The 20128-nt window shown below is 63.9% G+C and carries 23 protein-coding genes; 9 read left to right on the top strand and 14 right to left on the bottom strand.

The window, feature by feature from the left end; all coding sequences use genetic code 11:
• Positions 1-19 precede the first annotated feature (19 nt).
• From HUK72_RS27165 to HUK72_RS27155, 3 genes are read right to left on the bottom strand one after another with little or no spacing between them, the layout of a single operon-like run.
• On the bottom strand, positions 20-349 hold the full coding sequence (locus HUK72_RS27165; RefSeq protein WP_255325622.1) for an endo alpha-1,4 polygalactosaminidase: 330 nt from the start codon (positions 347-349) through the stop codon (positions 20-22).
• A gap of 16 nt (positions 350-365) precedes the next feature.
• On the bottom strand, positions 366-677 hold the full coding sequence (locus HUK72_RS27160; RefSeq protein WP_255325621.1) for an endo alpha-1,4 polygalactosaminidase: 312 nt from the start codon (positions 675-677) through the stop codon (positions 366-368).
• The gene (locus HUK72_RS27155; RefSeq protein ID WP_255325620.1) at positions 664-885 is read right to left on the bottom strand and encodes a hypothetical protein; all 222 of its coding nucleotides are present in this window, start codon (positions 883-885) and stop codon (positions 664-666) included. Before HUK72_RS27155 ends, HUK72_RS27160 begins: the two co-directional genes overlap by 14 nt.
• A 4-nt stretch (positions 886-889) precedes the next feature.
• Here HUK72_RS27155 and HUK72_RS27150 point away from each other — a divergent pair, with 4 nt between their 5' ends.
• From HUK72_RS27150 to pelF (HUK72_RS27135), 4 genes are all read left to right on the top strand, one after another.
• Positions 890-1270, top strand: a complete 381-nt coding sequence (locus tag HUK72_RS27150) for a hypothetical protein (protein ID WP_255325619.1) — start codon at positions 890-892, stop codon at positions 1268-1270.
• Positions 1271-1720: 450 nt separating this feature from the next.
• Complete coding sequence (locus tag HUK72_RS27145) at positions 1721-2038, top strand: DUF3492 domain-containing protein (protein ID WP_255325618.1); 318 nt, start codon at positions 1721-1723, stop codon at positions 2036-2038.
• Positions 2035-2481 carry a GT4 family glycosyltransferase PelF gene (pelF, locus tag HUK72_RS27140; RefSeq protein WP_255325617.1) on the top strand — a complete coding sequence of 149 codons (447 nt, stop codon included), beginning with the start codon at positions 2035-2037 and terminating at the stop codon, positions 2479-2481. Before HUK72_RS27145 ends, pelF (HUK72_RS27140) begins: the two co-directional genes overlap by 4 nt.
• A 287-nt stretch (positions 2482-2768) precedes the next feature.
• Complete coding sequence (pelF, locus tag HUK72_RS27135; RefSeq protein WP_255325616.1) at positions 2769-3170, top strand: GT4 family glycosyltransferase PelF; 402 nt, start codon at positions 2769-2771, stop codon at positions 3168-3170.
• A 2-nt stretch (positions 3171-3172) separates the two neighbouring features.
• On the opposite strand, the gene HUK72_RS04935 is transcribed toward pelF (HUK72_RS27135), so the two are convergent.
• From HUK72_RS04935 to HUK72_RS04895, 9 genes are all read right to left on the bottom strand, one after another.
• A complete protein-coding gene (locus HUK72_RS04935; protein ID WP_176595794.1) occupies positions 3173-4555 on the bottom strand; it encodes an HlyD family type I secretion periplasmic adaptor subunit in 1383 nt (460 codons plus the stop codon).
• A 7-nt stretch (positions 4556-4562) separates the two neighbouring features.
• On the bottom strand, positions 4563-6278 hold the full coding sequence (locus tag HUK72_RS04930; protein ID WP_176595793.1) for a type I secretion system permease/ATPase: 1716 nt from the start codon (positions 6276-6278) through the stop codon (positions 4563-4565).
• 189 nt (positions 6279-6467) lie between these two features.
• The gene (locus HUK72_RS04925) at positions 6468-7919 is read right to left on the bottom strand and encodes a cobyric acid synthase (protein ID WP_176595792.1); all 1452 of its coding nucleotides are present in this window, start codon (positions 7917-7919) and stop codon (positions 6468-6470) included.
• 48 nt (positions 7920-7967) lie between these two features.
• Positions 7968-8186, bottom strand: coding sequence for a hypothetical protein (locus HUK72_RS04920; RefSeq protein ID WP_176595791.1), 219 nt, complete (start codon positions 8184-8186; stop codon positions 7968-7970).
• Positions 8187-8207: 21 nt separating this feature from the next.
• Positions 8208-9467 carry an N-succinylarginine dihydrolase gene (locus tag HUK72_RS04915; protein WP_176595790.1) on the bottom strand — a complete coding sequence of 420 codons (1260 nt, stop codon included), beginning with the start codon at positions 9465-9467 and terminating at the stop codon, positions 8208-8210.
• The gene (locus tag HUK72_RS04910; protein WP_176595789.1) at positions 9464-10483 is read right to left on the bottom strand and encodes an arginine N-succinyltransferase; all 1020 of its coding nucleotides are present in this window, start codon (positions 10481-10483) and stop codon (positions 9464-9466) included. The genes HUK72_RS04915 and HUK72_RS04910 overlap by 4 nt, the downstream gene beginning before the upstream one ends.
• The gene (locus HUK72_RS04905; RefSeq protein ID WP_176595788.1) at positions 10480-11703 is read right to left on the bottom strand and encodes a hydrolase; all 1224 of its coding nucleotides are present in this window, start codon (positions 11701-11703) and stop codon (positions 10480-10482) included. Before HUK72_RS04905 ends, HUK72_RS04910 begins: the two co-directional genes overlap by 4 nt.
• Before the next feature lie 63 nt (positions 11704-11766).
• Positions 11767-12666: a YdiY family protein gene (locus HUK72_RS04900; protein ID WP_176595787.1), complete on the bottom strand. Its 900-nt coding sequence runs from the start codon at positions 12664-12666 to the stop codon at positions 11767-11769.
• Between the two features lie 42 nt (positions 12667-12708).
• Positions 12709-13194 carry an RNA pyrophosphohydrolase gene (locus tag HUK72_RS04895; RefSeq protein WP_176595786.1) on the bottom strand — a complete coding sequence of 162 codons (486 nt, stop codon included), beginning with the start codon at positions 13192-13194 and terminating at the stop codon, positions 12709-12711.
• Between the two features lie 196 nt (positions 13195-13390).
• Here HUK72_RS04895 and HUK72_RS04890 point away from each other — a divergent pair, with 196 nt between their 5' ends.
• On the top strand, positions 13391-14767 hold the full coding sequence (locus HUK72_RS04890) for a deoxyribodipyrimidine photo-lyase (protein ID WP_176597748.1): 1377 nt from the start codon (positions 13391-13393) through the stop codon (positions 14765-14767).
• Between the two features lie 35 nt (positions 14768-14802).
• Entirely contained in the window at positions 14803-16068 is a 1266-nt protein-coding gene (locus tag HUK72_RS04885) for a cyclopropane-fatty-acyl-phospholipid synthase family protein (protein ID WP_176595785.1), read from the top strand.
• A gap of 173 nt (positions 16069-16241) precedes the next feature.
• Here HUK72_RS04885 and HUK72_RS04880 read toward each other — a convergent pair whose 3' ends face one another.
• Both HUK72_RS04880 and purF read right to left on the bottom strand, forming a co-directional pair.
• Complete coding sequence (locus tag HUK72_RS04880; RefSeq protein WP_176595784.1) at positions 16242-16982, bottom strand: SDR family NAD(P)-dependent oxidoreductase; 741 nt, start codon at positions 16980-16982, stop codon at positions 16242-16244.
• 84 nt (positions 16983-17066) lie between these two features.
• Positions 17067-18527 carry an amidophosphoribosyltransferase gene (gene purF / locus HUK72_RS04875; RefSeq protein ID WP_176595783.1) on the bottom strand — a complete coding sequence of 487 codons (1461 nt, stop codon included), beginning with the start codon at positions 18525-18527 and terminating at the stop codon, positions 17067-17069.
• Positions 18528-18728: 201 nt separating this feature from the next.
• On the opposite strand from purF, the gene ccmC reads away from it, so the two are divergent.
• Genes ccmC through ccmE form a run of 3 tightly spaced genes read left to right on the top strand, consistent with a single transcriptional unit; the run spans position 18729 to position 20024 of the window.
• Positions 18729-19451 carry a heme ABC transporter permease CcmC gene (gene ccmC / locus HUK72_RS04870; RefSeq protein WP_176595782.1) on the top strand — a complete coding sequence of 241 codons (723 nt, stop codon included), beginning with the start codon at positions 18729-18731 and terminating at the stop codon, positions 19449-19451.
• A 4-nt stretch (positions 19452-19455) separates the two neighbouring features.
• Positions 19456-19581 carry a hypothetical protein gene (locus HUK72_RS27130; protein WP_255325615.1) on the top strand — a complete coding sequence of 42 codons (126 nt, stop codon included), beginning with the start codon at positions 19456-19458 and terminating at the stop codon, positions 19579-19581.
• Positions 19578-20024, top strand: coding sequence for a cytochrome c maturation protein CcmE (gene ccmE / locus HUK72_RS04865; RefSeq protein ID WP_176595781.1), 447 nt, complete (start codon positions 19578-19580; stop codon positions 20022-20024). The genes HUK72_RS27130 and ccmE overlap by 4 nt, the downstream gene beginning before the upstream one ends.
• The last annotated feature ends 104 nt before the right edge of the window (positions 20025-20128 follow it).

The raw sequence follows: 20128 nt of genomic DNA, 5'->3' as shown, positions 1-20128 counted from the left end.
TGAAATCAGCGTACAGGCGTTAGGAAACGCATCGATTCGGGGCGGGCCGGTCCAGGGTCACGACGGTGATGATCGTGGAAATCCCCGCATTGGCCGATACGCTGCAAGTCCTCGCCCGGTCGAAGGAGCCGGCCGGCCATTCCTCCGGATATTCCGCGTTGAAGGCGGGCTTTCCCGCCGAAACATAGGGCGCCCCGTCGGAACAGAAATTACCCAACACGCATCCTTCGAACAGCACCCCGTCGAACAGTTCGATGAGCTTCGACGATGATCCGCTGGCGTTCTCCTGCACCGGTTTCAGCCCATATCCCCGCGCCCGGCTGGACAGGGCGGTGACATAATCGATCATGTCCTGTTCGGTCAGGCTAACCCGTCGTCGCCAAGCCGTCCTCGAAAGCGTCCATGACGTCGAATTCGACATAATCGAAGCCCTTGTCTTGGCACATGCGCAACCGGTCGTCCATGATCTGGATGAATTCGGGATAGCGGCGTATGTCGATATAACGTTCCCCGGCAAAGCCCGGATAGCTGTTGCCCAACAGGCCGGAAATGGCCGAAAGCCTCGCATAATCCGGCCGGTTGCTTTCGGCCGATCCGATGTCGAGATAGCAGATCGTCTTCGTCCCCTGCGATTCCGCCAAAGCCACATAGGCTGCGCTCGTATCAGCCGTCGACATCCAGATAGGCGACCGCAGGCGGCGTCGCGGACAGTCCCTGGCTCTGCAATATCCAATCCCAACTGGATAGCGGCGAAGGAGCCGGCGAGGGGCTGGGGCTGGGCGAAGGGGACGGCGAAGGAGAAGGGGCGGGTGACGGGGCCGGAGTCGGGCTGGACGACCCGCCATCCCCTCCGCCGCCGCATGCGCCGACGATCAGCGCCGCCATAGCGATGACACTGATCTGCAAGAGCTTTTGGCGCGCCAGAGGGACAATCATCGTCCGTTCTTCCGGAACATCAATCCTGGATCAGCAAAGCGTCAGCGGCACCGGCCATCAGATCGCCACCGAAACCATCAACGGGGGACCGGTCCATGCGGCCGCGCTCGCCACCCAGACCGGATGGGCGCGCAACGTACTGTTCTCCAGCGAAGGCGTCATGGCCGACGCCAATATGCTGCAAGAGGCGATCTCCTATGCGGCCAACGGCACCGGCCCGTCGGTCGGCCTGCATCTGCCGCGCGATTCCGGCATCGTCACCGCCCGCGTCGACATGGATCAGAGCCAGGAGCTGGAGGACGTCAATCCGGCGGGCAGCACGCCCGGCATCTAAGACAGGTTGCTGCCCATCCTGACTCTGTGCAAGGCGGACTATAATTTCGTCGGCAGCGTCTATCTGAACGTCGGCAACCGGGCCAACGGCACGGGCCCGACTGGGCCGTGTCTCTGCCTCATTACAAGGCGCTGCTCGACCTGGGCAATGAGATCGGCACGCACAGCCTGACCCCTCCGGACAACACCAATCTGCTCAGCGCCGGGCAAACCAGACAGCGTCTTCCTTCCCCAGAGCGGGGGAAGCTTCAAGATCAACCTGGGGGCAGCGGCGGAAGATGTGACGCATATCATCGACCTGCCGATGCGGTCCGTGCTGATGGGCGTCACGGGCGATCGATCCCTCGACCGGCGCGCTCGCTTTCCTGCCAGCGCCAAATTACGACATACCGGCCGATGCGAACGGCAATAATGTCTACAGCCTGACGGTCCGCGCATCGGACGGCGCATCTTGATCGTCGAAGGCGCCTTTCCCTTCGTCGTCGTCGGCGGCGCCGTTTCAAGCTGGTTGCAGGATCTGATCCTGAGTATGCCGGATCTGCGCTTTTCCCTGGTCGCGATCAAGGCGAGCGCCGATGCGCAGCCCTGGCGCATGGTGCCGCCGCCCAATGTCGTCCAAGTGGTGGAAATCCCGCTGCTGATCGAACCCTGCCTGCCGCGCCGCTATCCCGCGCCCCAGATGAAGCGGATCGGCCGCATGCTGCTGGCCTTTTTGTCGACCGGTGGGAAGGACGAGTTGGTCCGTCTGCGGCAGGCACTGAAGGGTTGAAGCCCGCGCCTGCCGCCGGCGACCTTCTCTCCAATCCGAAAATATTCGACCTGTTCACCCATTATTACGACACAGCCTTCCGTTCAGCTTCCTTCCATCATTTCTTCTGGGCGATGCGGGTGCTTCTGGGCGGTTTGCTCAAGAAGCTGTTCGCGCCTTTGCCCAAGGCGCGGGTCTATCACACCATCTCCACCGGCTTTGCGGGCCTGCTGGCGGCGCGGGCAGCCTATGAGACCGGCCGTCCCGCCTTCATCACCGAACATGGCATCTATATGCTGGAGCGGCAGATAGAGATCATGATGGCCGACTGGATCGGGGACCAGATCGAAACCGGGCTGACCCTCGACCGGGAAGGTCATGACCTGCGCGATCTGTGGCTGGCGGTTTTCCAGACCTATACCTGCGCCTGCTACGACGCCCGCGATCCGATCATCGCGCTTTAAGGCGCCAACAACCAGACGCAGCGGCGCCTGGGCGCCCGGCAGGAACGGCTGCGCGTCATTCCCAACGGCATCGACGCGGACCGTTTCGCGCTTATGGAGCGGGCCTGCGATCCTGTGCGTCCGCTGGTGGCGCTGATCGGCCGGGTCGTGCCGATCAAGGATATAGAGACCTTCATCAGGGCTGCCGCGCTCGTTCTGGCGGAAATGCCGGCAGTCCGCTTCGCCATATTGGGCCTCTGGACGAAGACCCCGATTATGCGGCGGATTGCGAGGCGCTCGTCACCGAATTGGGCGTCGGCAACGCCGTGCAGTTCGCCGGGCGGGTCAATGTGGCGGAATGGCTGCCCCGCATCGACCTCATCGTCCTCACCAACCTGTCGGAAGCGCAGCCGCTCGTCATATTGGAAGGGGACGCCTGCGGAGTGCCCGTGGTGGCCCCCGACGTCGGCAGTTGCTGGGAAATGATCGAAGGGCGGGCGCCCGCCCTGGAACGGCCCGGCGGCATCGTCACCCAATTGGTCAATCCGGAGTGCACGGCGGCGGCGATCCTCGATCTGCTGCGCGCTCCGTCCTTGCGCCGCGCCATGGGGGAGGCGCTACGCGAACGCGTGATCAAGGATTATGGCCGCAGCGCCATCATCGCGGAATATCGGCATATCTATGATGCCCTTAGCGCCAGGGCGATCTAGGGTCAGTGCTCCCTGAAGGACAGCCAGAGCGATTGAGTCAGCGGTTCGAACGCATATTGCAGCGCCGTCCGCCCCCGCAACGGCACCAGAACCTGTACCGGCATCCCGGCCTTCAGGTTGAAATCCTTGCCCCGCACGCCCTTGATGGTTTCGATTTCCTTCGAAGGCACGGTCACCTCCGCCGTGTAGAATGACAGGCCGGCCTTTTCATCCTGGAAGCTGTCCGCCGAGAGCCGTGTGATCTGGCCGTCCATGATCGGCAGGTCGCGTTCATGCAGGCCGTTGAAGCGGATCTGGGCTTTCTGGCCCACCTTCAGGTCGTCGATGTCGTCCGGCGCGACGCGCGCCTCTATGACCAGACCTGCCCGGTCCGGGACGATGTCCATCAACTTCTGTCCGGGGGAAATCACCCCGCCGACGGTGAAGATGGTTAGCCCGACGATCGTGCCGGTCGCCGGGGCGCGAATCTGGAGCCGGGCAAGCTGATCCTTCGCTGCGCGATATTTGGGCAGCACTTCGTTGAGCGAGAATTCCACATCGCGCAATTCCGACGCGGCCCGTTCCTTATAGGCTTTTTCGGCTTCCAGCGCCTTCAGCCGGTTTTCCCCCGCTTCCGCGCCGGATCGGGCGATGCTGGCGGAAAATTGCCCCTCCTGTCCCTGCAGATCGGCCCGCGCCCGTTCCAGCGCCCTGATCCGCGATTTGGAAACGAAGCCCTTTTCCGCCACGTCGCGCAGGCTTTCCAGCTCTTCCCCGATCAGCCGGGCCTGCTCCGAAGATGCCGCCAGTTGCGAATGATAGCCCCGCGCCGTCTCTTGCACCTGGCTGGCCTGTTCGCGCAGCACGCCGGTCTGCGCCGTCAGCACCGAGGAACGTGCATTGAACTGCGTCAGTTGAAGGTGGATCGCTTCCTCCGCATCCTCCTTCTCCTGTCCCTTGAGCGTGGCGAATTCGGCGGGCCATTCGACAAGGCTCGCGCCCAATTGCTCGGCTATCAGCCTGGCCCGCTGCGCCCTGAGTTCGATATATTGCGTGCCGTACATGCGGGCCTGAGCCCGGACTTCGGCGGACGCCAGCTCCATCAGCGGCTGTCCTTGCTGGACATGCTGTCCTTCCTTGACGAAGATCGCGCCCACCACGCCGCCGTCGCGATGCTGCACCGATTGCCGCTGTCCCGACACGGTCAGCCGGCCGGGCGCATAGGCGGCCGCGTCCAGCCGCGCAAAGGCCGCCCAGCCCAGGAACAGGACGAAGAAGAGGACAGCGATGATGGTGCCGGTCCGCATGTCGCGATCCGGCCGGTCGTCGATGATTTCGGCGCTGCTTCCGGCGGGATAATAAAGCTCGACGGCTCCGCTGGCGTCCCTGATCTGAACCTCCCCCATGGCCGCCCTATCCCTCCGCAGTCTGTGGCGGGGCAACATGCTCTTCGGACCGGATCGCCTTCAACCGTCCCAGCACTTCATCGCGTCCGCCGAAGGCCTCCATCCGTCCGTCGCGCATCACCATGATCTTGTCGACCACGCCCAATATCCCCATGCGATGGGCAACGATGATGACCGAGGCGTTCTTCTTCTTGAGGTCGGCCAGCGTCGCCACCAGCCGCACCTCGCCCTCCGCGTCGAGATGGGCGTTGGGCTCGTCCAGAAAAACGAGCGGCGGCGCGCCGTAAAGCGCCCTGGCGAGCCCCACGCGCTGCGCCTGCCCGGCGGAAAGCCCGCGCCCGCCCCAGCCGAGCGTCAGATTATAGCCGCCCGGCAGATGCTGGATCATGTCATGCGCGCCGCTCAGCCGGGCTGCCTCGATCACGCCATTGTCGATGGCTTCCTCATCGTCCGACAGGAAATTGCCGAAGCGCGCGATATTCTCCTTGATCGTGCCGGCGAACAGCGAGGTATCCTGCGGCAGATAGCCGACGAAGCCGGCCAGCCGCTCCGAATCCCAATCCTGAATGTCCGCGCCGTCATAGCGGATCGATCCGCGCAGGGGACGGGCTGCGCCGGACAGCATGCGCAAAAGGGTCGACTTGCCTGCGCCGCTCGGTCCGACGATGGCGATGACTTCGCCCGGCTCCACGGTGAAGCTGATGTCGGCCAGGATCGGCCTGTCGAGGCCAGGGGTGAAATAGGTCAGATGCTCGACCGCGATATGGCCGATCGGCGCGGGCAGCCGGGTAAGCGCGATGTCGGCGTCCCGCCCGGCCAGCAGATCGTTGAGCGTTTCATAGCTCGCCCGCGCATGGACGACGCTGCGCCACGCGCCCAGCAATTGGTCGATCGGCGCCAACGCTCGCCCGATCAGGAAGGAGGAGGCGAAGATCGCGCCCGCCGAAATCTGGTTGTTGATCGCCAGCCAGGCGCCCAGCCCTAGGGCCAGCGATTGCAGGATCAGCCGGATGAACTTGCTGATGGCGACATAATGGCCGCCCGAAAAGCTTGCCTTGGCCTGAAGGTTGAGCATCGCCTGGCGTTCGATCAGATGACGCCGCACCAGCGCGCCCCGCATGCCAAGGGCGCGGATGACCTCCGCCCCGGCCAGCGTCTGTTCCTGGCTGACATAGGCCTTGTTCGCGGCTTCATTGGCCTGCTTCAGCGGCGCGTTGGTCTGCCTTTCGTTGCACAGCGCGATGAAGAGGAGCAGGCCGCCGCCCACCACCGCCATCGCCGCGATCGCCGGATGGATCAGGAAGCAGACGATGACGTAGACGGGGCTCCAGGGAAAATCGAAGATCGACAGGATCGTCGGTCCCGTCAGCGCCTGCCGCAGCGTGTCGAATTCGCGCAGAACCTGCTTGTTCATCGTCTCGCCGGTCGAGCCGCGCCCACTCAGGGTGGTGTCGAGCAACAGGCCGGCAAGCTGCCGGTCGAACCGGATGCTCGCCCGCACCAGCAGGCGGGATCGCACCTGTTCGAGCAGCGCCAGCGTCGCGATAACGAAGATGATGATGACGGTCAGAAAGAATAGTGTAAGTCTGCCCTGTCCGGCGACCACGCGATCATAGACCTGCAGCATATAAAGAACGGGTCCGATATAAAGGACGTTCATCAATGCGCTGAATATCAAAGAAGAAAGAAAATGGCGCCTGCACGATGACAGTGCGGCTTTCATCGGGGCGGCTGGTTTATGAAGGTCACGCAACATAAGCTCCGCCTCGTCCTGCCATATGGGCTATATTATTAGCACTATGTCCGTTGTTCTACTATAGTGTTTTGCCGATTTTTCGTAAATATAACCAATAGCATAGATGCGCAACCGTACCGCAATGGTGCAGTTCCCCGTCCCGCATCGCGCCCCCTTTCACGCCATGGCGATGCGGATCAGAGCGTCCATGTTCACATGCTCTTCCAACTGCGCCGCGATCTGATCCAGCGCTTCATCCACCGAAGCCCGATAGTCGACCGATGTGGATTCATGGCCAAGCCGCGCCAGGAATGCCGAGCGCAGGCCCGTGCTGGCGAACAGGCCGTGGATATAGGTGCCCATGACCATGCCGTCCTTGCTGGACCCGCCATCGGGCCGGCCGGCGTCCATGACGGCGAAAGGCCGCGTGCAATCCGGGCCGCTCGTCACGCCGACATGCATCTCATAGCCTGAAAATGCCTGGCCCAGCGCGATTCCGTTCGTCCTTTCCAATGTCTTGACCGGGGTCAGGCGGGTTTCCACATCCAGCAGGCCCAGGCCATCGACAGTGGCCGCCGGTCCCTCGATCCCGTCCGGATCGTCGATCCTGCGGCCCAGCATCTGATAGCCGCCGCAAATGCCCAATATCGGCCGGCCGCGCCGGTGATGGGCGCGAATGTCGATGTCCCATCCCTGATCGCGAACCGCCTGCAAATCCGCGATGGTGGCTTTGGAGCCGGGGAGGATGATCAGCGCTGCCTCCGCCGGGATGGGCTGGCCCGGCGGCACCATGACGACATCGACGCTGGGTTCCAGTTTCAGCGGGTCGAGATCGTCGAAATTCGCGATGCGCGGCAGGATCGGGCAGGCGATCACCAGCCGTTCGCCCGGGGAACCTTGCCTGCGCTCCAGCACCACGGCGTCCTCGCTCGGCAGACGGCTGGCTTGGCTCAGCCAAGGGACGACGCCAAAGCCCCGCCAGCCGGTCAATTGCTCGATATGGCGATAGCCGTCCTCGAACAGCGCGGGATCGCCCCGGAATTTGTTGATCAGGAACCCGCGGATCATCGCCGCGTCGGCCGGATCGATCACCGCCTGCGTTCCGGCGACCGCCGCGATCACGCCGCCCCGGTCGATGTCGCCCACCAGGATCACTGGCACGTCGGCAGCCCGTGCAAAGCCCATATTGGCGATGTCGCCTGCCCGCAGATTGACCTCGGCGGGCGATCCCGCGCCTTCCACCACGACGATGTCGCATTGCGCCTGCAACCGGCGATAGCTGGCCAGCACCGCATCCAGCAACTCGCCCCGCGCCGACCGGAAATTGTCGCTGCCCAATTTCCCCCGCACCTGGCCATGGACGACAAGCTGCGACGTGCGGTCGGCCTGCGGTTTCAGCAGCACCGGGTTCATATCCGTATGCGGTTCGACCCCGGCGGCGATGGCCTGGAGCGCCTGCGCCCGGCCGATCTCTCCGCCATCCATGGTGACGGCGGCATTGTTGGACATGTTCTGCGGCTTGAAGGGCCGGACCCGGTATCCGCGCCGCACCAGCGCGCGGCAAAGACCGGCGACCAGCACGGATTTGCCGACGTCCGATCCCGTTCCCTGAAGCATGATGGCAGCCATGGGGCCGCTCCTGCATGGCGCGGGCGGCGGATACAAGCCTTTAGAAGCTTAAAAGGCGCTGCGCCGCATCTCCACGGCGTCCAGGAGCATGCCGCCGGCCATGAACACGCTGCCCGTGCAGGCCAGCGCCAGCAGATGCCCGCCGGTGCCGGGATATTGCTGCATATAGACAAAGCCCCGCTCAGTGGCGCCAAGCGCCAGGGCGTAGATCACCAGAAACGCCTCGAACTTGGTCTTGATGGTGAAGAGGCGCTTGATCCGTTCCATCCGATTCCACTCGGCCTGTCGCTAGGGAATTAAATCGCCCGAAAGCCGCAAATGGTCAACAAGCGTTAACCATGATTGTTCGATGCGGGCGATCAGCCGGGTGTCCGCCAGATCGTCGGCCGCTATGCTTTCGGGCCAATAGTCCCGGACGATGTCGGCAATGCCGTCCAGCTTCGCCTCGTCCACCAGGAAGCGGGGATCGATATTGGCCGGATCGGCCACGACGCGTAGGCGCAGGCAGGCGGGGCCGCCGCCATTGGCCATGGACTGGCGCACGTCGACGGGCACCAGCTTCCGGATGGGGCCGTTGCCCGCGACCATCTGTTCCAGCCAGGACCATATGGCCGGCATGTCCCGCGCCTCGGTCGGCAGGATCAGCGCCATGGTGCCATCGGGCAAGGTCACGAGCTGCGCGTTGAAAATATAGCTGCGGATCGCGTCGGACAGGCTGATGGCGCTGGCGGGAACCTCGACGATCTCGACCGACGGCAGTTTCTCCCGCAGGTCGGCGTAGAATCGCTCCTTGTCGGCAAAGGCCTGTTCATGGGTGAAGAGCACGCGCTCATTGGCGACGGCGACGACGTCATTGTGGAAGGCGCCCGCCGCGATCGCCTCTTCGGACTGCATGACGAACAGCGCGCGTTCCGGATCGAGCTGATGCAGCCGGGCGACGGCCTTGCTCGCCTCGACATGCTGGCGGGCAGGGAAGGGGCCGCCGGACTGGCCGTAGACGAAAACCTCCACGCCCGCCGCGCCGTGGTGGTCGCAGAGGCGCATATGATTGGCCGCGCCCTCATCGCCAAAGGGGGCGGGAACGGGACCGTGGACGGCAAAGGCGCTCCGGTCGGAGAAGGCGAGTCGCAATTGGGCGAGCGTCTGCGGCCATTCATGGCTGCGATGCGGCATGGTGACGAGATTGGCGACCGTCAGATGCGTGCGTCCGTCCGCCGTGTCGGGCGCGGGCGACACCGTGGCGGCATTGGCCGCCCACATGGAGGATGCCGACATGGCGGCAGCGCGGATATGCGCTTCCGCATTGCCGACATCGGTTCCCAGCGCCGCCAGCCATGCGCCGTCGGGCCGCCATTGCGGCAGGAACAGCCCCTGCGTCAGCCCCAGGCGCAGGTTCGACCGCATCTTCTCGATCCCCTGCAACGCCGCCGCCTTGGGGTAGGACACCGCCCCAGCATTGCGCGATGAGGCCAGATTGCCGAGACTAAGGCCCGCATAATTGTGGCTGGGGCCGACCAGCCCGTCGAAATTAATTTCCCTCGCCGTCATGCCCGTTCCGCCATGGTGAAATTCTGCCCCGGCTCTAGCCCCAGCAATTGGACCGAATCCCGGTCGAGCGACAGGCTGCCATCGTCCCGCTCGACGACGAAGCCATAGGTGCAGCGATAATCCGCCAGCCGCCCGGTCGCGACCAGCACCTTGTCCCCGCCCTTTTCATGCACCGCGCCCAGCGTGACGTCGGCGGCATGGGCGATGGTGCGCAGCGAATTGATCTGCCCCACCATGGTCGGGCCGCCGTCGAAAATGTCGACATAGCCCGGATTGGTGAAGCCTTCCGTCTCCAGCATCCGCATTGCCGCCCGGCCATTGGGGTGCGGCATGCCAATGACGCCGCGCGCGCTGTCGGTCAGCATGGCGGTATAGATCGGCGTCTTGGGCATCAGGTCCGCGATGAACTGGTTGCCGTTCACCGCATTGAACTCGTCCGCCTCCTGAAAGCTCATGCCGAAGAAGCGTCCGGCGAGACCGTCCCAGAAGGGCGATCCGCCCGCCTCGTCAATCACGCCGCGCAGTTCCGCGATGATCCGCTCCCCGAAGCGGGCGCGATGATTGCGGATGTAGAGATAGCGGCTGCGCGCCAGCAACAGGCCCAGCCCTTCCGCCCGCTCGCGGGGATGCAGGAACAGGCCGCCGACTTCGGTCGATCCCTCCAGATCAGTGACGAGCGAGAGCATCTCGGCCCGGAACGTCCGCGAAAGCTCCCGGCTATGTTGGGTCAGCACGCCCAGCCGATAGGAATAGAAGGGCCAGTTCTGCCCCACCTTGCTGAATATCTGGCAGGTGCCGCGAACCTGTCCGGTCTGGCTGTTTTCCAGCACCATGACGATCAATTCGTCCTCCACGCCCTCGGTCTGGCGCGCGAGGGCCTGCCCGGTCCGCTCCAGCTTGGCGGCGAGCGATTTGCGGTCCGGGGGCAGGTTGGTGAAGCCGCCCCCGGTCAGCTTCGCCATCTCGTAAAGGGTCTGCAGATCGTCGGCACGCGCCGTGCGCATGAAAAAACTCACGCCTTCATCCCTTTCGTGAAACGTCCCTCGGCCATCCGAAGCAGCGCCAAGGCCGACAATTGCGCCCGTTCGACCAGGCTGTCGACGATCAGATATTCCGAATCGCTGTGAATATTGCCGCCGCGCACGCCCATCGTGTCGACCACAGGCACGCCGCAGGCCGCGATATTATTGCCGTCGCACACCCCGCCCGTGTCCCGCCAGGCGATGGAAAGGCCCAGATCGGCCCCGCATTGCCGGACGAGGCCGAACAACGCCTCTGCCTGCGCGTCCATCGGCTTGGGCGGACGGCCGAAGCCGCCATGCCGGTGAAGAGTCACGTCATGCTCCTGCGCAACCTGCGCCATGGCGTTCTTCAGCAATGTGTCCGCAACCTGTTCGTCGGCGGGCGTCTTCGGCCGGAAATTGACGTGCAGGACGGCATGGTCGGGCACGACATTATTGGGACTGCCCCCCTCGATCTTCGCCGGGTTGCAGGAAAAGCCGGTCCCGCTGCCCGCCTTCAGCCGCAGCGCAAGATCAGCCGCCGCCAGCAGCGCGTTGCGGCCATCCTGCGGATTGCGCCCGGCATGCGCGCTCTTGCCCGTTACGACGACGGCGAAATTGCCACTGCCCGCTCGCGCACCCGCCAAAGTCCCGTCAGGCAAAGCCGGTTCATAGGTGAAGGCGGCCAGCTTGCCCGCCGCGACCTGCCGCAGCAGCGCGGCGGAGGACGGGCTGCCGACTTCCTCATCGCTATTGATGATGACGTCATAGCCCAGCCGCTCCGCGCCCGGCGCCGTTTCGACTGCCTTCAGGGCCGCCAGCATGACGGCAAGCCCGCCCTTCATGTCCGCCACGCCCGGCCCGTTCAAGGTCGCCGGATCGATCCATCGCAGCCCCTGAAAGGAATGATCCGCCGGAAAGACCGTATCCATATGGCCAGTGAGCAGGACCTGCACCGGCGCCTCTGGCCGGACCGAGAGGCGGAGATGGCTTCCATGGGCGAGCAGGTCCAACCGGCCATCGGGCCGGACCGCCTCGACAGGGTCGGGATCGACAAGGGAAATCGCGCCCGGCAATCCGGCAAAGGCATCCGCCAGCATTGCCGCCATGGTCGCGAGGCCGGGCAGATTGCGCGATCCGCTGTTCACCCCCGCCCATTTTTCGGTCTGAGCCAGCATGGGCGCTTCTGCCGCGCTTTCCATGACGCTCCGTTCGAACGACGAAATGCCTCTCATGCCGCCGACCCTATCAGAGCGGAGGCGGCGCCTCCACCCCCGGCCCTAAAAGTCGCCGTCCGCCTAGAAATCGTAGGTGAGGGTCAGACGGCTCAACGTATCGAAATCCCGCGCCGACAGCAGCGTCTCCGATTCATATTGCACATTGTAGGAAAAGGCCGCCGACCAGCGCGTCCCCACCTTCGTCACCAGCGATGTCAGCGAATTGAGCGTATAGACATCGCTTTCCGCATAGCCCGACGCGACCTGCTTGAAGATCAGCGTCGGCGCCAGCCGCCAGGCGAAGTCCATGGAGGCGCGGGCTCCCAATTTGGTCTCCCGCTCACCGATGATATATTTGGCGTGACGGATCGAGGGGCCAGCATCCAGCGAAAGATCGATCGGTTTGCTGACGATCACCTTGTAACCGATGCCCGCCGAGGCGGTGTAGCGCTCGTCATAGCCGATCGAGGTGTCCCGCTCGAACTGCGTCAGGCCGTAGACAAAGCCCCTGGGATCGAACTCATAGCGCGGCTCGTAGCTCGCAGTATAGCGTTCGCGTGACGTCACGCCGTTGGCGCGCCGGTAATCGATGCTGGCGGCCAGCTTGTGCGACCATTGGATGCCCGTCCGCTTGATTGCGGCGCTGGCGCTGATGCCGAGTTCGGTCGTGGAGCCGGTCGAGCGGAATCCGCCGGCTTCGACCTTGCCCGTCCATAATTCGGTGAAGCGGGCTTCCCGAATCACGGTTTCCTGCGTGGCCTTGGTCCGTTCCTTCCAACTGTTGACCATGCGCTGGATTTCGTCGGCGGAGCCGGGATTGGTCTGCTTGGCGATCTTGGCGACCGTCGCGATCTCCGTCTCATTGCCGTTGGCGATCGCAGCCTCCAGCATCTCCCGCACCGATGGCGGCAGAAGGACGGGATAGTCGGCCCAGGCCGGCGTCGACAGCAGGAGGGGAAGAACGGCCAGGCAATAACGCATGCGCCTTCTCATACCGGCATGGCAGCGGATTTTAACCCTCTTTCAGATCAAGTCCCTGAATTCCTGCAATATGTCGCGATAGAGCTTGCGTTTGAACGGCACGATCAGGTCCGGCAGGCTCTCCGGCTCGGTCCATTTCCATTCGCGAAATTCCGGATGCGCGGTCTGGATGTCGATGTCCTCGTCGACGCCAAGAAAGCGCGCGAGGAACCAATATTGCCGCTGGCCGCGATATTTGCCGCCCCACAGCTTGCCGATCAGTTCCGGCGGCAGATCGTAGAAATGCTCTTCGCGCGCCTTGGCGATGATCTCCACATGCTCGCGGACGATGCCCGTCTCCTCATGCAGTTCGCGCAGAGCGGCCGCCTTCATGTCTTCGCCGTCATCGATGCCGCCTTGCGGCATCTGCCAGGCTTCGACCGCATTATCGATCCGCTGGCCGACGAAAACCTTGCCATCCATGTTGACGAGCATGATCCCGACGCAAGGCCGGTAGGCGAGTTCTGAATCATTCGGCATCGACGCCATCATAGTCCCCGTCGTTATCCCCAGCATGCCGCCCAGGCATGGCGCCCGGCTAGCCGCTTTGTGCAGTGCGAGAATAATCGGCGCCACGCCGCGCGTCCATGGCGGAAAACAAATCAAGCGGCGATTTGTGCAGCGCTTCGCATCAAATGGGGACAAAGGCTTGGAACCGCGCCCCGGCCATGGCATGCCCGCCCTTATGCCGGACCCCGTTCTCCTCTGGTTTCGCCAGGACCTGCGCCTTGCCGATCAGGCCGCGCTGGCCGCCGCTGCGCGGGAAGGGCCGGTGATTCCCGTCTATGTGCTGGACGACAAGGTGGCCCGGCAGTGGAAAATGGGCGGAGCGTCGCGCTGGTGGCTGCATCACAGCCTGACGAGCCTGGAGCAGAGGCTGCGGGAAAAGGGTTCCCACCTGATCCTGAGGCAAGGGGATTGCGTAGAGGAACTTGTCGCCCTTGCCGGGGAAACAGGGGCAAGGCGCGTTCATGCACTGCACCATTATGAGCCCTGGTGGCGCAATGCGGAGAAGGCGCTCGCCAAGAGGCTGGAGCTGTGCCTGTACGACGGCGCGTTGCTGCTGCCGCCGGGCGCCGTGCGGACGGGCGGGGGGAACAGCTATCGGATCTACACGCCGTTCGCGCGCGCGGTGATGGAACAGATGCCGCCCGCGACGCCGGTTTTCGCGCCTTCCCGCATTCATCCACCCGCGCAATGGCCGAAAAGCGATTCGCTCGAGGATTGGGGTCTTTTGCCGAAGAAGCCGGATTGGGCGGCTGCCTTTTCGGGCGACTGGACTCCAGGGGAGGAGGGGGCGAAAGCCAATGTGGCGGCATTTCTGGACGAAGCGGCCGATTATGACAGGGCGCGCAACCTGCCGTCGCGGGAGGGGACTTCACGCCTGTCGCCCCATCTCCATTTCGGGGAGGTTTCTCCCGCCTATGTCTGGCATCGGGTCGCCGGGGCGTCCGGCGATGCGACGACTTTCCTCAAGGAGCTGATCTGGCGCGACTATGCCCATACCCAGATCTGGGCGATGCCCACTTATGGCTCGGAAAATGCCCGGGCCGCGTTCGACGCCATGCCCTGGCGCGATCTTCGGGAGGCCGGGAGCGATTTCAAGGCGTGGAAAACCGGGCGCACGGGCTACCCCATCGTCGATGCGGGCATGCGCCAGCTTTGGACGACCGGCTGGATGCACAATCGCGTGCGGATGATCGCGGCGAGTTTCCTGATCAAGCATCTGCTGATCGACTGGCGTCATGGCGCGCGCTGGTTCTGGGATACGCTGGTCGACGCGAGCTACGCCAACAACAGCGTCAACTGGCAATGGGTTGCGGGCAGCGGCGTCGACGCCAATATCTTCTCCCGCATCATGGCGCCCCTGACCCAGTCGGAAAAGTTCGACGCCGCCGGCTATATCAGGACATGGGTGCCGGAACTGGCGCATCTGGACGATGATCATATTCACGACCCCGATTCTCATAGCGTGCGTTCACCCGATTATCCGGCCAAATGCATCGGCCACAGGGAGGGGCGGGAAAGGGCTTTGGCGGCCTGGCGCCACAGCAGGCCATGATTGCGATGCCGTAAACCATCGTGCAGAATGGAAAAATGAACGCCATTGATCCCCGTCGCGGCAAGGCGGCAGTGCCGGTGAGGAGACCGTTGGACCGCCGCAGCCATGGCTGGCCGGGACAACTTGCAGGTCGTTTGTTCCACAAGCTGCTCGACCGCATCGACCAGGGGCTGGAGAAGGGTTCGCTGCACGCCATTCTGCCCGACGGCAGCCAGCGTTTGCTGGGCTGCCGCGCACCGGGGCCGGAATGCGAGGTGCAACTGCTCCGCTGGCGGGCGCTCCTTCGCCTGATCGCGGGCGGGTCGGCGGGCTGGTATCGGGCCTGGGCGCGGGGGGAATGGACCAGTCCCGACCCGGTTCCGCTTTTCGCGCTGTTCATGGCCAATGCCATTGCCCTGGGCAATGTCGCCCGGCCGCATGGACCGGCGCGCTGGATCGGCCGGGCGGTGCACTGGGCGCGCCGCAACAGCCGCAAGGGTTCCCGCCGCAACATCGCCTATCATTATGATCTGGGGAATGATTTCTACGCGTTGTGGCTCGACAGCGGCATGCATTATTCCAGCGGCCTGTTCCGCGATCCGGACGACCGGATCGAAAGCCTGGAACGGGCGCAGCAGAGGAAGGCCGACGCCATAATCGACCGGCTCGACCTTAGCGAAGGCGATTCGCTGCTGGAGATCGGCTGCGGCTGGGGCGGGCTTGCCGAACAGGCGATGGCGCGCTGTCCGATCCGCTATGACGGCCTTACCCTTTCCGTCGAGCAGGCGCATTATGCCCGCGACCGGCTGGGGTCCGGCGCCAACATCATCTTGCGGGATTATCGCGACGCCCAGGGGCAATATGACGCGATCGCCAGCGTGGAGATGATGGAAGCGGTTGGGGAACGCTACTGGCCCGCCTATATCGCCGCCATCGCCCGGCTGCTCAAGCCGGGAGGCCGGGCCGCGATCCAATATATATTGATCGATGACGCGATATTCGAAAGCTATGCCCGCGGGGCCGACTTCATCCAGACCTATATATTTCCGGGCGGCATGCTGGTTTCCGAAAGCCGCTTTCGCGCCCTGGCGGAAGCGCAGGGTTTGGAATGGCGCGATGTGCGGCGCTTTGGGCTACACTATGCCGAAACGCTCAGGCGGTGGCGGGAGCGCTTCGACCGGGCGATCGACAAGGGATTGCTGCCCGCCAGCTTCGATCAGCATTTCGTCGATCTCTGGCGCTATTATCTGAGATATTGCGAAGGCGGCTTTCGCGGCGGCACCATCGATGTCGCGCAAGTTACGCTGGTGAAGCGGGTTTAGGGTAAGCGGAAATGTTGTTTAGTGCAGGGCAGCTATGGGTGGTTGGTGGACGTTGAGTTCGCCCTGGGGTAAAACGTGCTCCTGCGAAGGCAGGAGCCCAGTCCCGCCCTCCGTATATCGTCGCACCTCTGAACTGGGTTCCTGCCTTCGCAGAAACACGGCGCGCCTGGGCCTTAGTCGATGCGCGTCCGGTATCCGTCGGGCGTATCCGCAACGACCAGGTCGAGAATCGCCTGACCCACAACAGCCGGATCTTTGAGGTCCGCCGGATCTTCACCCGGAAAGGCCCGCGCGCGCATCGCCGTGCGCGTTGCGCCGGGATCGACGATATGGGTGCGGATGGCGGAAATATTCTTCACCTCCGCGCCATAAGCGCCGACCAATGTTTCGAGCGCCGCCTTCGAAGCCCCATAGGCGCCCCAATAAGCCCGCGGCTCCGCGCCGACCGAGGAAGTGATGCCGATCACCCGCGCATCGCGGCTCGCCCGGAGCATGCCGTCAAAGGCGGCGATCAGCGCCTGCGGCGCGGCGACGTTGAGCGTCAGGAGCCGCGCAAATTCCTTGGCGTCGATGGCTGGCACCGAAGCAAGGCTGCCCAGCGTCGCCGCGTTGAGGACCAATATGTCGAGCGCCTGCCAACGCCCGGAAATGGCCTGCGCCAATCGTCCGACGCTTTCCCCGTCGATCAGGTCCAGCGGCGCGATGGTGGCGCTTCCGCCGGCCTGATGGATGCGGTCTTCCACCTCTTCCAGCCCGCCGCTGGTCCGGGCGGTCAGGATGACATGCGCGCCGGCGGCGGCGAGCGCTTCCGCCGTGGCTGCGCCGATGCCGCGGCTGGCCCCGGTGACGAGGGCAAGCTTGCCGGAAAGAGGCTGGCCGGAAGGAGGCTGGCCAAAAGGAGGCTTGATCGACATGGAATATCCCTCGTGGGAGTCAGGAGGAAGCAAGCCGGAAGTCGAAAGCGCTTCCGGCCTGCCCATTGCATCGGGGAAGGGCGGTCAGACCACCCGTTCGGCCAGCAGTTCGAGCTGGTTCTGCACCACGGCTTCGTCCTGGTCGGTGAGCGTGGTCGGATAGTCGCCGGTGAAGCAGGCGTCGCAATATTGCGGCCGGATGTCCGCGCGCTTCGCTTCACCCAGCGCTTTGTACAGGCCATCGATCGAAATGAAGGACAGGCTGTCGGCGTGGATGAAATCCTGCATCCCGCCAATGTCCAGACGGTGCGCCAGCAGCTTGGTCCGTTCCGGCGTGTCGACGCCATAGAAGCAGCTATGCTTGGTCGGCGGGCTGGCGATGCGCATATGCACTTCCTTGGCGCCCGCTTCGCGCATCATCTGCACGATCTTGAGCGAGGTGGTGCCGCGCACGATCGAATCGTCGATCAGGACGATGCGCTTGCCCTCGATCAAGGCGCGGTTGGCGTTGTGCTTCAGCTTCACGCCCAGATGGCGGACCTTGTCGCCCGGCTGGATGAAGGTGCGGCCGATATAGTGCGAGCGGATGATGCCCAGTTCGAAGGGGATGCCCGATTTTTGCGCATAGCCGATCGCCGCGGGAACGCCGCTGTCGGGCACGGGAATGACATAGTCCGCCTCGACCGGGTTTTCGATGGCCAACTGCGCGCCAATCGCCTTGCGGACGGAATAGACGCTGGAGCCGTCGACGACCGAATCGGGGCGGCTGAAATAGACATGCTCGAAGATGCAGGGGCGGGCGTGCGTCTCGCCAAAGGGGCGGTGGCTGCGCACTTCGCCGTCATGGGTGACGATGACCAGCTCGCCCGGATCGATCGAGCGGACATGCTCCGCCCCCACCACGTCGAAGGCGACGGTTTCGGAAGCGAAGATGATCGAATCGCCCAGCTTGCCCATCACCAGCGGCCGGATGCCCAACGGATCGCGGCAGGCGACCATGCCTTCGGAAGTCATGACGATCAGCGAATAGGCGCCCTCGACCTGCTTCAGCGCGTCGATGAATTTGTCGAGCAGCGTGCGGTAGGTGGATGTCGCCACCAGATGGATGATGACCTCTGTATCGGAGGTCGACTGGAAGATGGAGCCGCGGCGGATCAATTCGCGGCGCAGCTTCATGGCGTTGGAGATATTGCCGTTATGCGCGACGGCGAAACCGCCGGAACTCAGTTCGGCATAAAGCGGCTGGACGTTGCGCAGCGAGGTTTCGCCGGTGGTCGAATAGCGGACATGGCCGCAGGCGGCGGTGCCGGGAAGGCCCCGAATCACCTCATCGCGGTCGAAATTGCCCGCCACATGCCCCATCGCCCGATGGGTGTGGAAATCATGACCGTCCCAGCTCGTGATGCCGGCCGCTTCCTGGCCGCGATGCTGGAGCGCGTGAAGGCCAAGGGCGACCATGGCGGAGGCGGTGTCAGCGTTGAAGACGCCGAAAATGCCGCATTCCTCACGCAGCTTGTCGTCGTCGAACGGGTTCGTCGTAAACATGGGTTTTTGATGGTCCACTGCCAATCCTGACCGCTCCCATAGGGACGGCTTTCGCGCGCATATAGTGCGTCGATGACGATTTGTCGCCTGTCTGTCACAAAAAAGGGGCGCAACTGCGGCCAAGCGCGATTTTACGGCGACTTAAATTGGGAAAAAGGCCTACTGGCCTTGAGCCATTGGGGAGGCTAATAGCCTCTTCCCATGCATCGTTTCGCCAATCCTGCACGCTTCCTCAAAATTGCCCGGCCGCTGACGGTCTGGCTGTTCTGGCCGGGGCTGATCCTGTTGCTGGCCGGCGCTGGCTGCGGCCTGTTCGTGACGCCGGCGGATTATCTTCAGGGCGATACGGTGCGCATTCTCTATATTCATGTGCCCGCCGCCTGGCTCGGCATGGGGGGATGGACCGGCATTGCCGTCTCCGCGCTGATGCAACTGGTATGGCGTCATCCGCTGGCGGCGGTGGCGGGGCGCGCCATTGCCGTTCCCGGCGCCTTCTTCACCGCGATCTGCCTTGTCACCGGGTCGATCTGGGGGAGGCCGACCTGGGGAACCTGGTGGGAATGGGACGGACGCATGACCTCCATGCTCGTGCTCTTCTTCCTTTATCTCGGCTATATCGCGCTCGCCAATGCCAGCGCCCGGCAGGGCAGCGGCGGGGTGAGCCCCGTGACCGCCATTTTCGGGCTGGTCGGCGCGATCAACATCCCGATCATCAACCGGTCCGTGGTGTGGTGGAACAGTCTGCATCAGGGCCCCAGCATCACGCTGCGGGGGTCGAGCATCGATACCGCGCTGCTCTGGCCGCTCGGCTTCACGCTGGTCGGATTTACCTTGCTTTTCGCCGCGATCGTGCTGATGCGCATGCGCGCCATATTGGCGCAGAACAAGATCGAAGCGCGCATGCAGCGTTTGGCGCGAGGGTGAGGTTATGAACCAGTGGGCTTTCGTCATCGGCGCCTATGCGCTGACCTTATCGGGCACCGGCCTCATCAGCCTGCTTAGTTGGCGCGCGATGCGCCGCGCTGAAAGCAGGGCATCGGCGGACAGGACATGAAGGCGAAGCATCAAAGGCTGATCCTGGCCGTGGTGGCCCTGGCTGCGCTGATCGGCGCTGGCCTGCTGGCGGCTTCCGCGCTCAAGGACGAGGCGGCCTATTTCTACGCGCCCAATGACGTGAAGACCAAGGGCGTCGAGCCGGGCAAGGCGATCCGGCTGGGCGGCATGGTCGTCAAGGGCAGCCTGAAGCGCGCCAGCGACGGCGTCACCATCCATTTCGACGTCACCGACGGCAAGGCGACCGTTCCCGCGAGCTTCAAGGGCATCACGCCCGACCTGTTCCGCGAAGGATCGGGCGTCGTTGCGGAGGGGGCTTTCGACGCTGGCGGCACTTTCCAGGCTTCCAATCTGCTGGCCAAGCATGACGAACGCTACATGCCGCGCGAACTGGAAGGCATGCAATATGACGAGAAGACCCACAAGATGAAGGCGGATCGGTGAGCGAGCCCGACCTCCACACCCACCGACATGCTGAACTTGTTTCAGCATCCATCAGGCCCCGCGCTCCGCAATTCTATTGGGCGAAACGGGTTCTGAATCCGGTT

This window comes from Sphingobium sp. 15-1, from assembly GCF_013375535.1.
Taxonomy (GTDB): Bacteria; Pseudomonadota; Alphaproteobacteria; order Sphingomonadales; family Sphingomonadaceae; genus Sphingobium; species Sphingobium aromaticivastans.
This window is presented reverse-complemented; position numbering and strand designations above follow the sequence as displayed.

Bases quoted from the DNA above. Each gene is read 5' to 3' on its own strand.
- HUK72_RS27165 (WP_255325622.1), bottom strand. From the start codon at position 349: ATGATCGATTATGTCACCGCCCTGTCCAGCCGGGCGCGGGGATATGGG.
- HUK72_RS27160 (WP_255325621.1), bottom strand. From the start codon at position 677: ATGTCGACGGCTGATACGAGCGCAGCCTATGTGGCTTTGGCGGAATCG.
- HUK72_RS27155 (WP_255325620.1), bottom strand. From the start codon at position 885: ATGGCGGCGCTGATCGTCGGCGCATGCGGCGGCGGAGGGGATGGCGGG.
- HUK72_RS27150 (WP_255325619.1), top strand. From the start codon at position 890: ATGACACTGATCTGCAAGAGCTTTTGGCGCGCCAGAGGGACAATCATC.
- HUK72_RS04935 (WP_176595794.1), bottom strand. From the start codon at position 4,555: ATGGGGGAGGTTCAGATCAGGGACGCCAGCGGAGCCGTCGAGCTTTAT.
- HUK72_RS04930 (WP_176595793.1), bottom strand. From the start codon at position 6,278: ATGAAAGCCGCACTGTCATCGTGCAGGCGCCATTTTCTTTCTTCTTTG.
- HUK72_RS04925 (WP_176595792.1), bottom strand. From the start codon at position 7,919: ATGGCTGCCATCATGCTTCAGGGAACGGGATCGGACGTCGGCAAATCC.
- HUK72_RS04920 (WP_176595791.1), bottom strand. From the start codon at position 8,186: ATGGAACGGATCAAGCGCCTCTTCACCATCAAGACCAAGTTCGAGGCG.
- HUK72_RS04915 (WP_176595790.1), bottom strand. From the start codon at position 9,467: ATGACGGCGAGGGAAATTAATTTCGACGGGCTGGTCGGCCCCAGCCAC.
- HUK72_RS04905 (WP_176595788.1), bottom strand. From the start codon at position 11,703: ATGAGAGGCATTTCGTCGTTCGAACGGAGCGTCATGGAAAGCGCGGCA.
- HUK72_RS04900 (WP_176595787.1), bottom strand. From the start codon at position 12,666: ATGCGTTATTGCCTGGCCGTTCTTCCCCTCCTGCTGTCGACGCCGGCC.
- HUK72_RS04895 (WP_176595786.1), bottom strand. From the start codon at position 13,194: ATGGCGTCGATGCCGAATGATTCAGAACTCGCCTACCGGCCTTGCGTC.
- HUK72_RS04890 (WP_176597748.1), top strand. From the start codon at position 13,391: ATGCCGGACCCCGTTCTCCTCTGGTTTCGCCAGGACCTGCGCCTTGCC.
- HUK72_RS04885 (WP_176595785.1), top strand. From the start codon at position 14,803: ATGAACGCCATTGATCCCCGTCGCGGCAAGGCGGCAGTGCCGGTGAGG.
- HUK72_RS04880 (WP_176595784.1), bottom strand. From the start codon at position 16,982: ATGTCGATCAAGCCTCCTTTTGGCCAGCCTCCTTCCGGCCAGCCTCTT.
- purF (WP_176595783.1), bottom strand. From the start codon at position 18,527: ATGTTTACGACGAACCCGTTCGACGACGACAAGCTGCGTGAGGAATGC.
- ccmC (WP_176595782.1), top strand. From the start codon at position 18,729: ATGCATCGTTTCGCCAATCCTGCACGCTTCCTCAAAATTGCCCGGCCG.
- HUK72_RS27130 (WP_255325615.1), top strand. From the start codon at position 19,456: ATGAACCAGTGGGCTTTCGTCATCGGCGCCTATGCGCTGACCTTATCG.
- ccmE (WP_176595781.1), top strand. From the start codon at position 19,578: ATGAAGGCGAAGCATCAAAGGCTGATCCTGGCCGTGGTGGCCCTGGCT.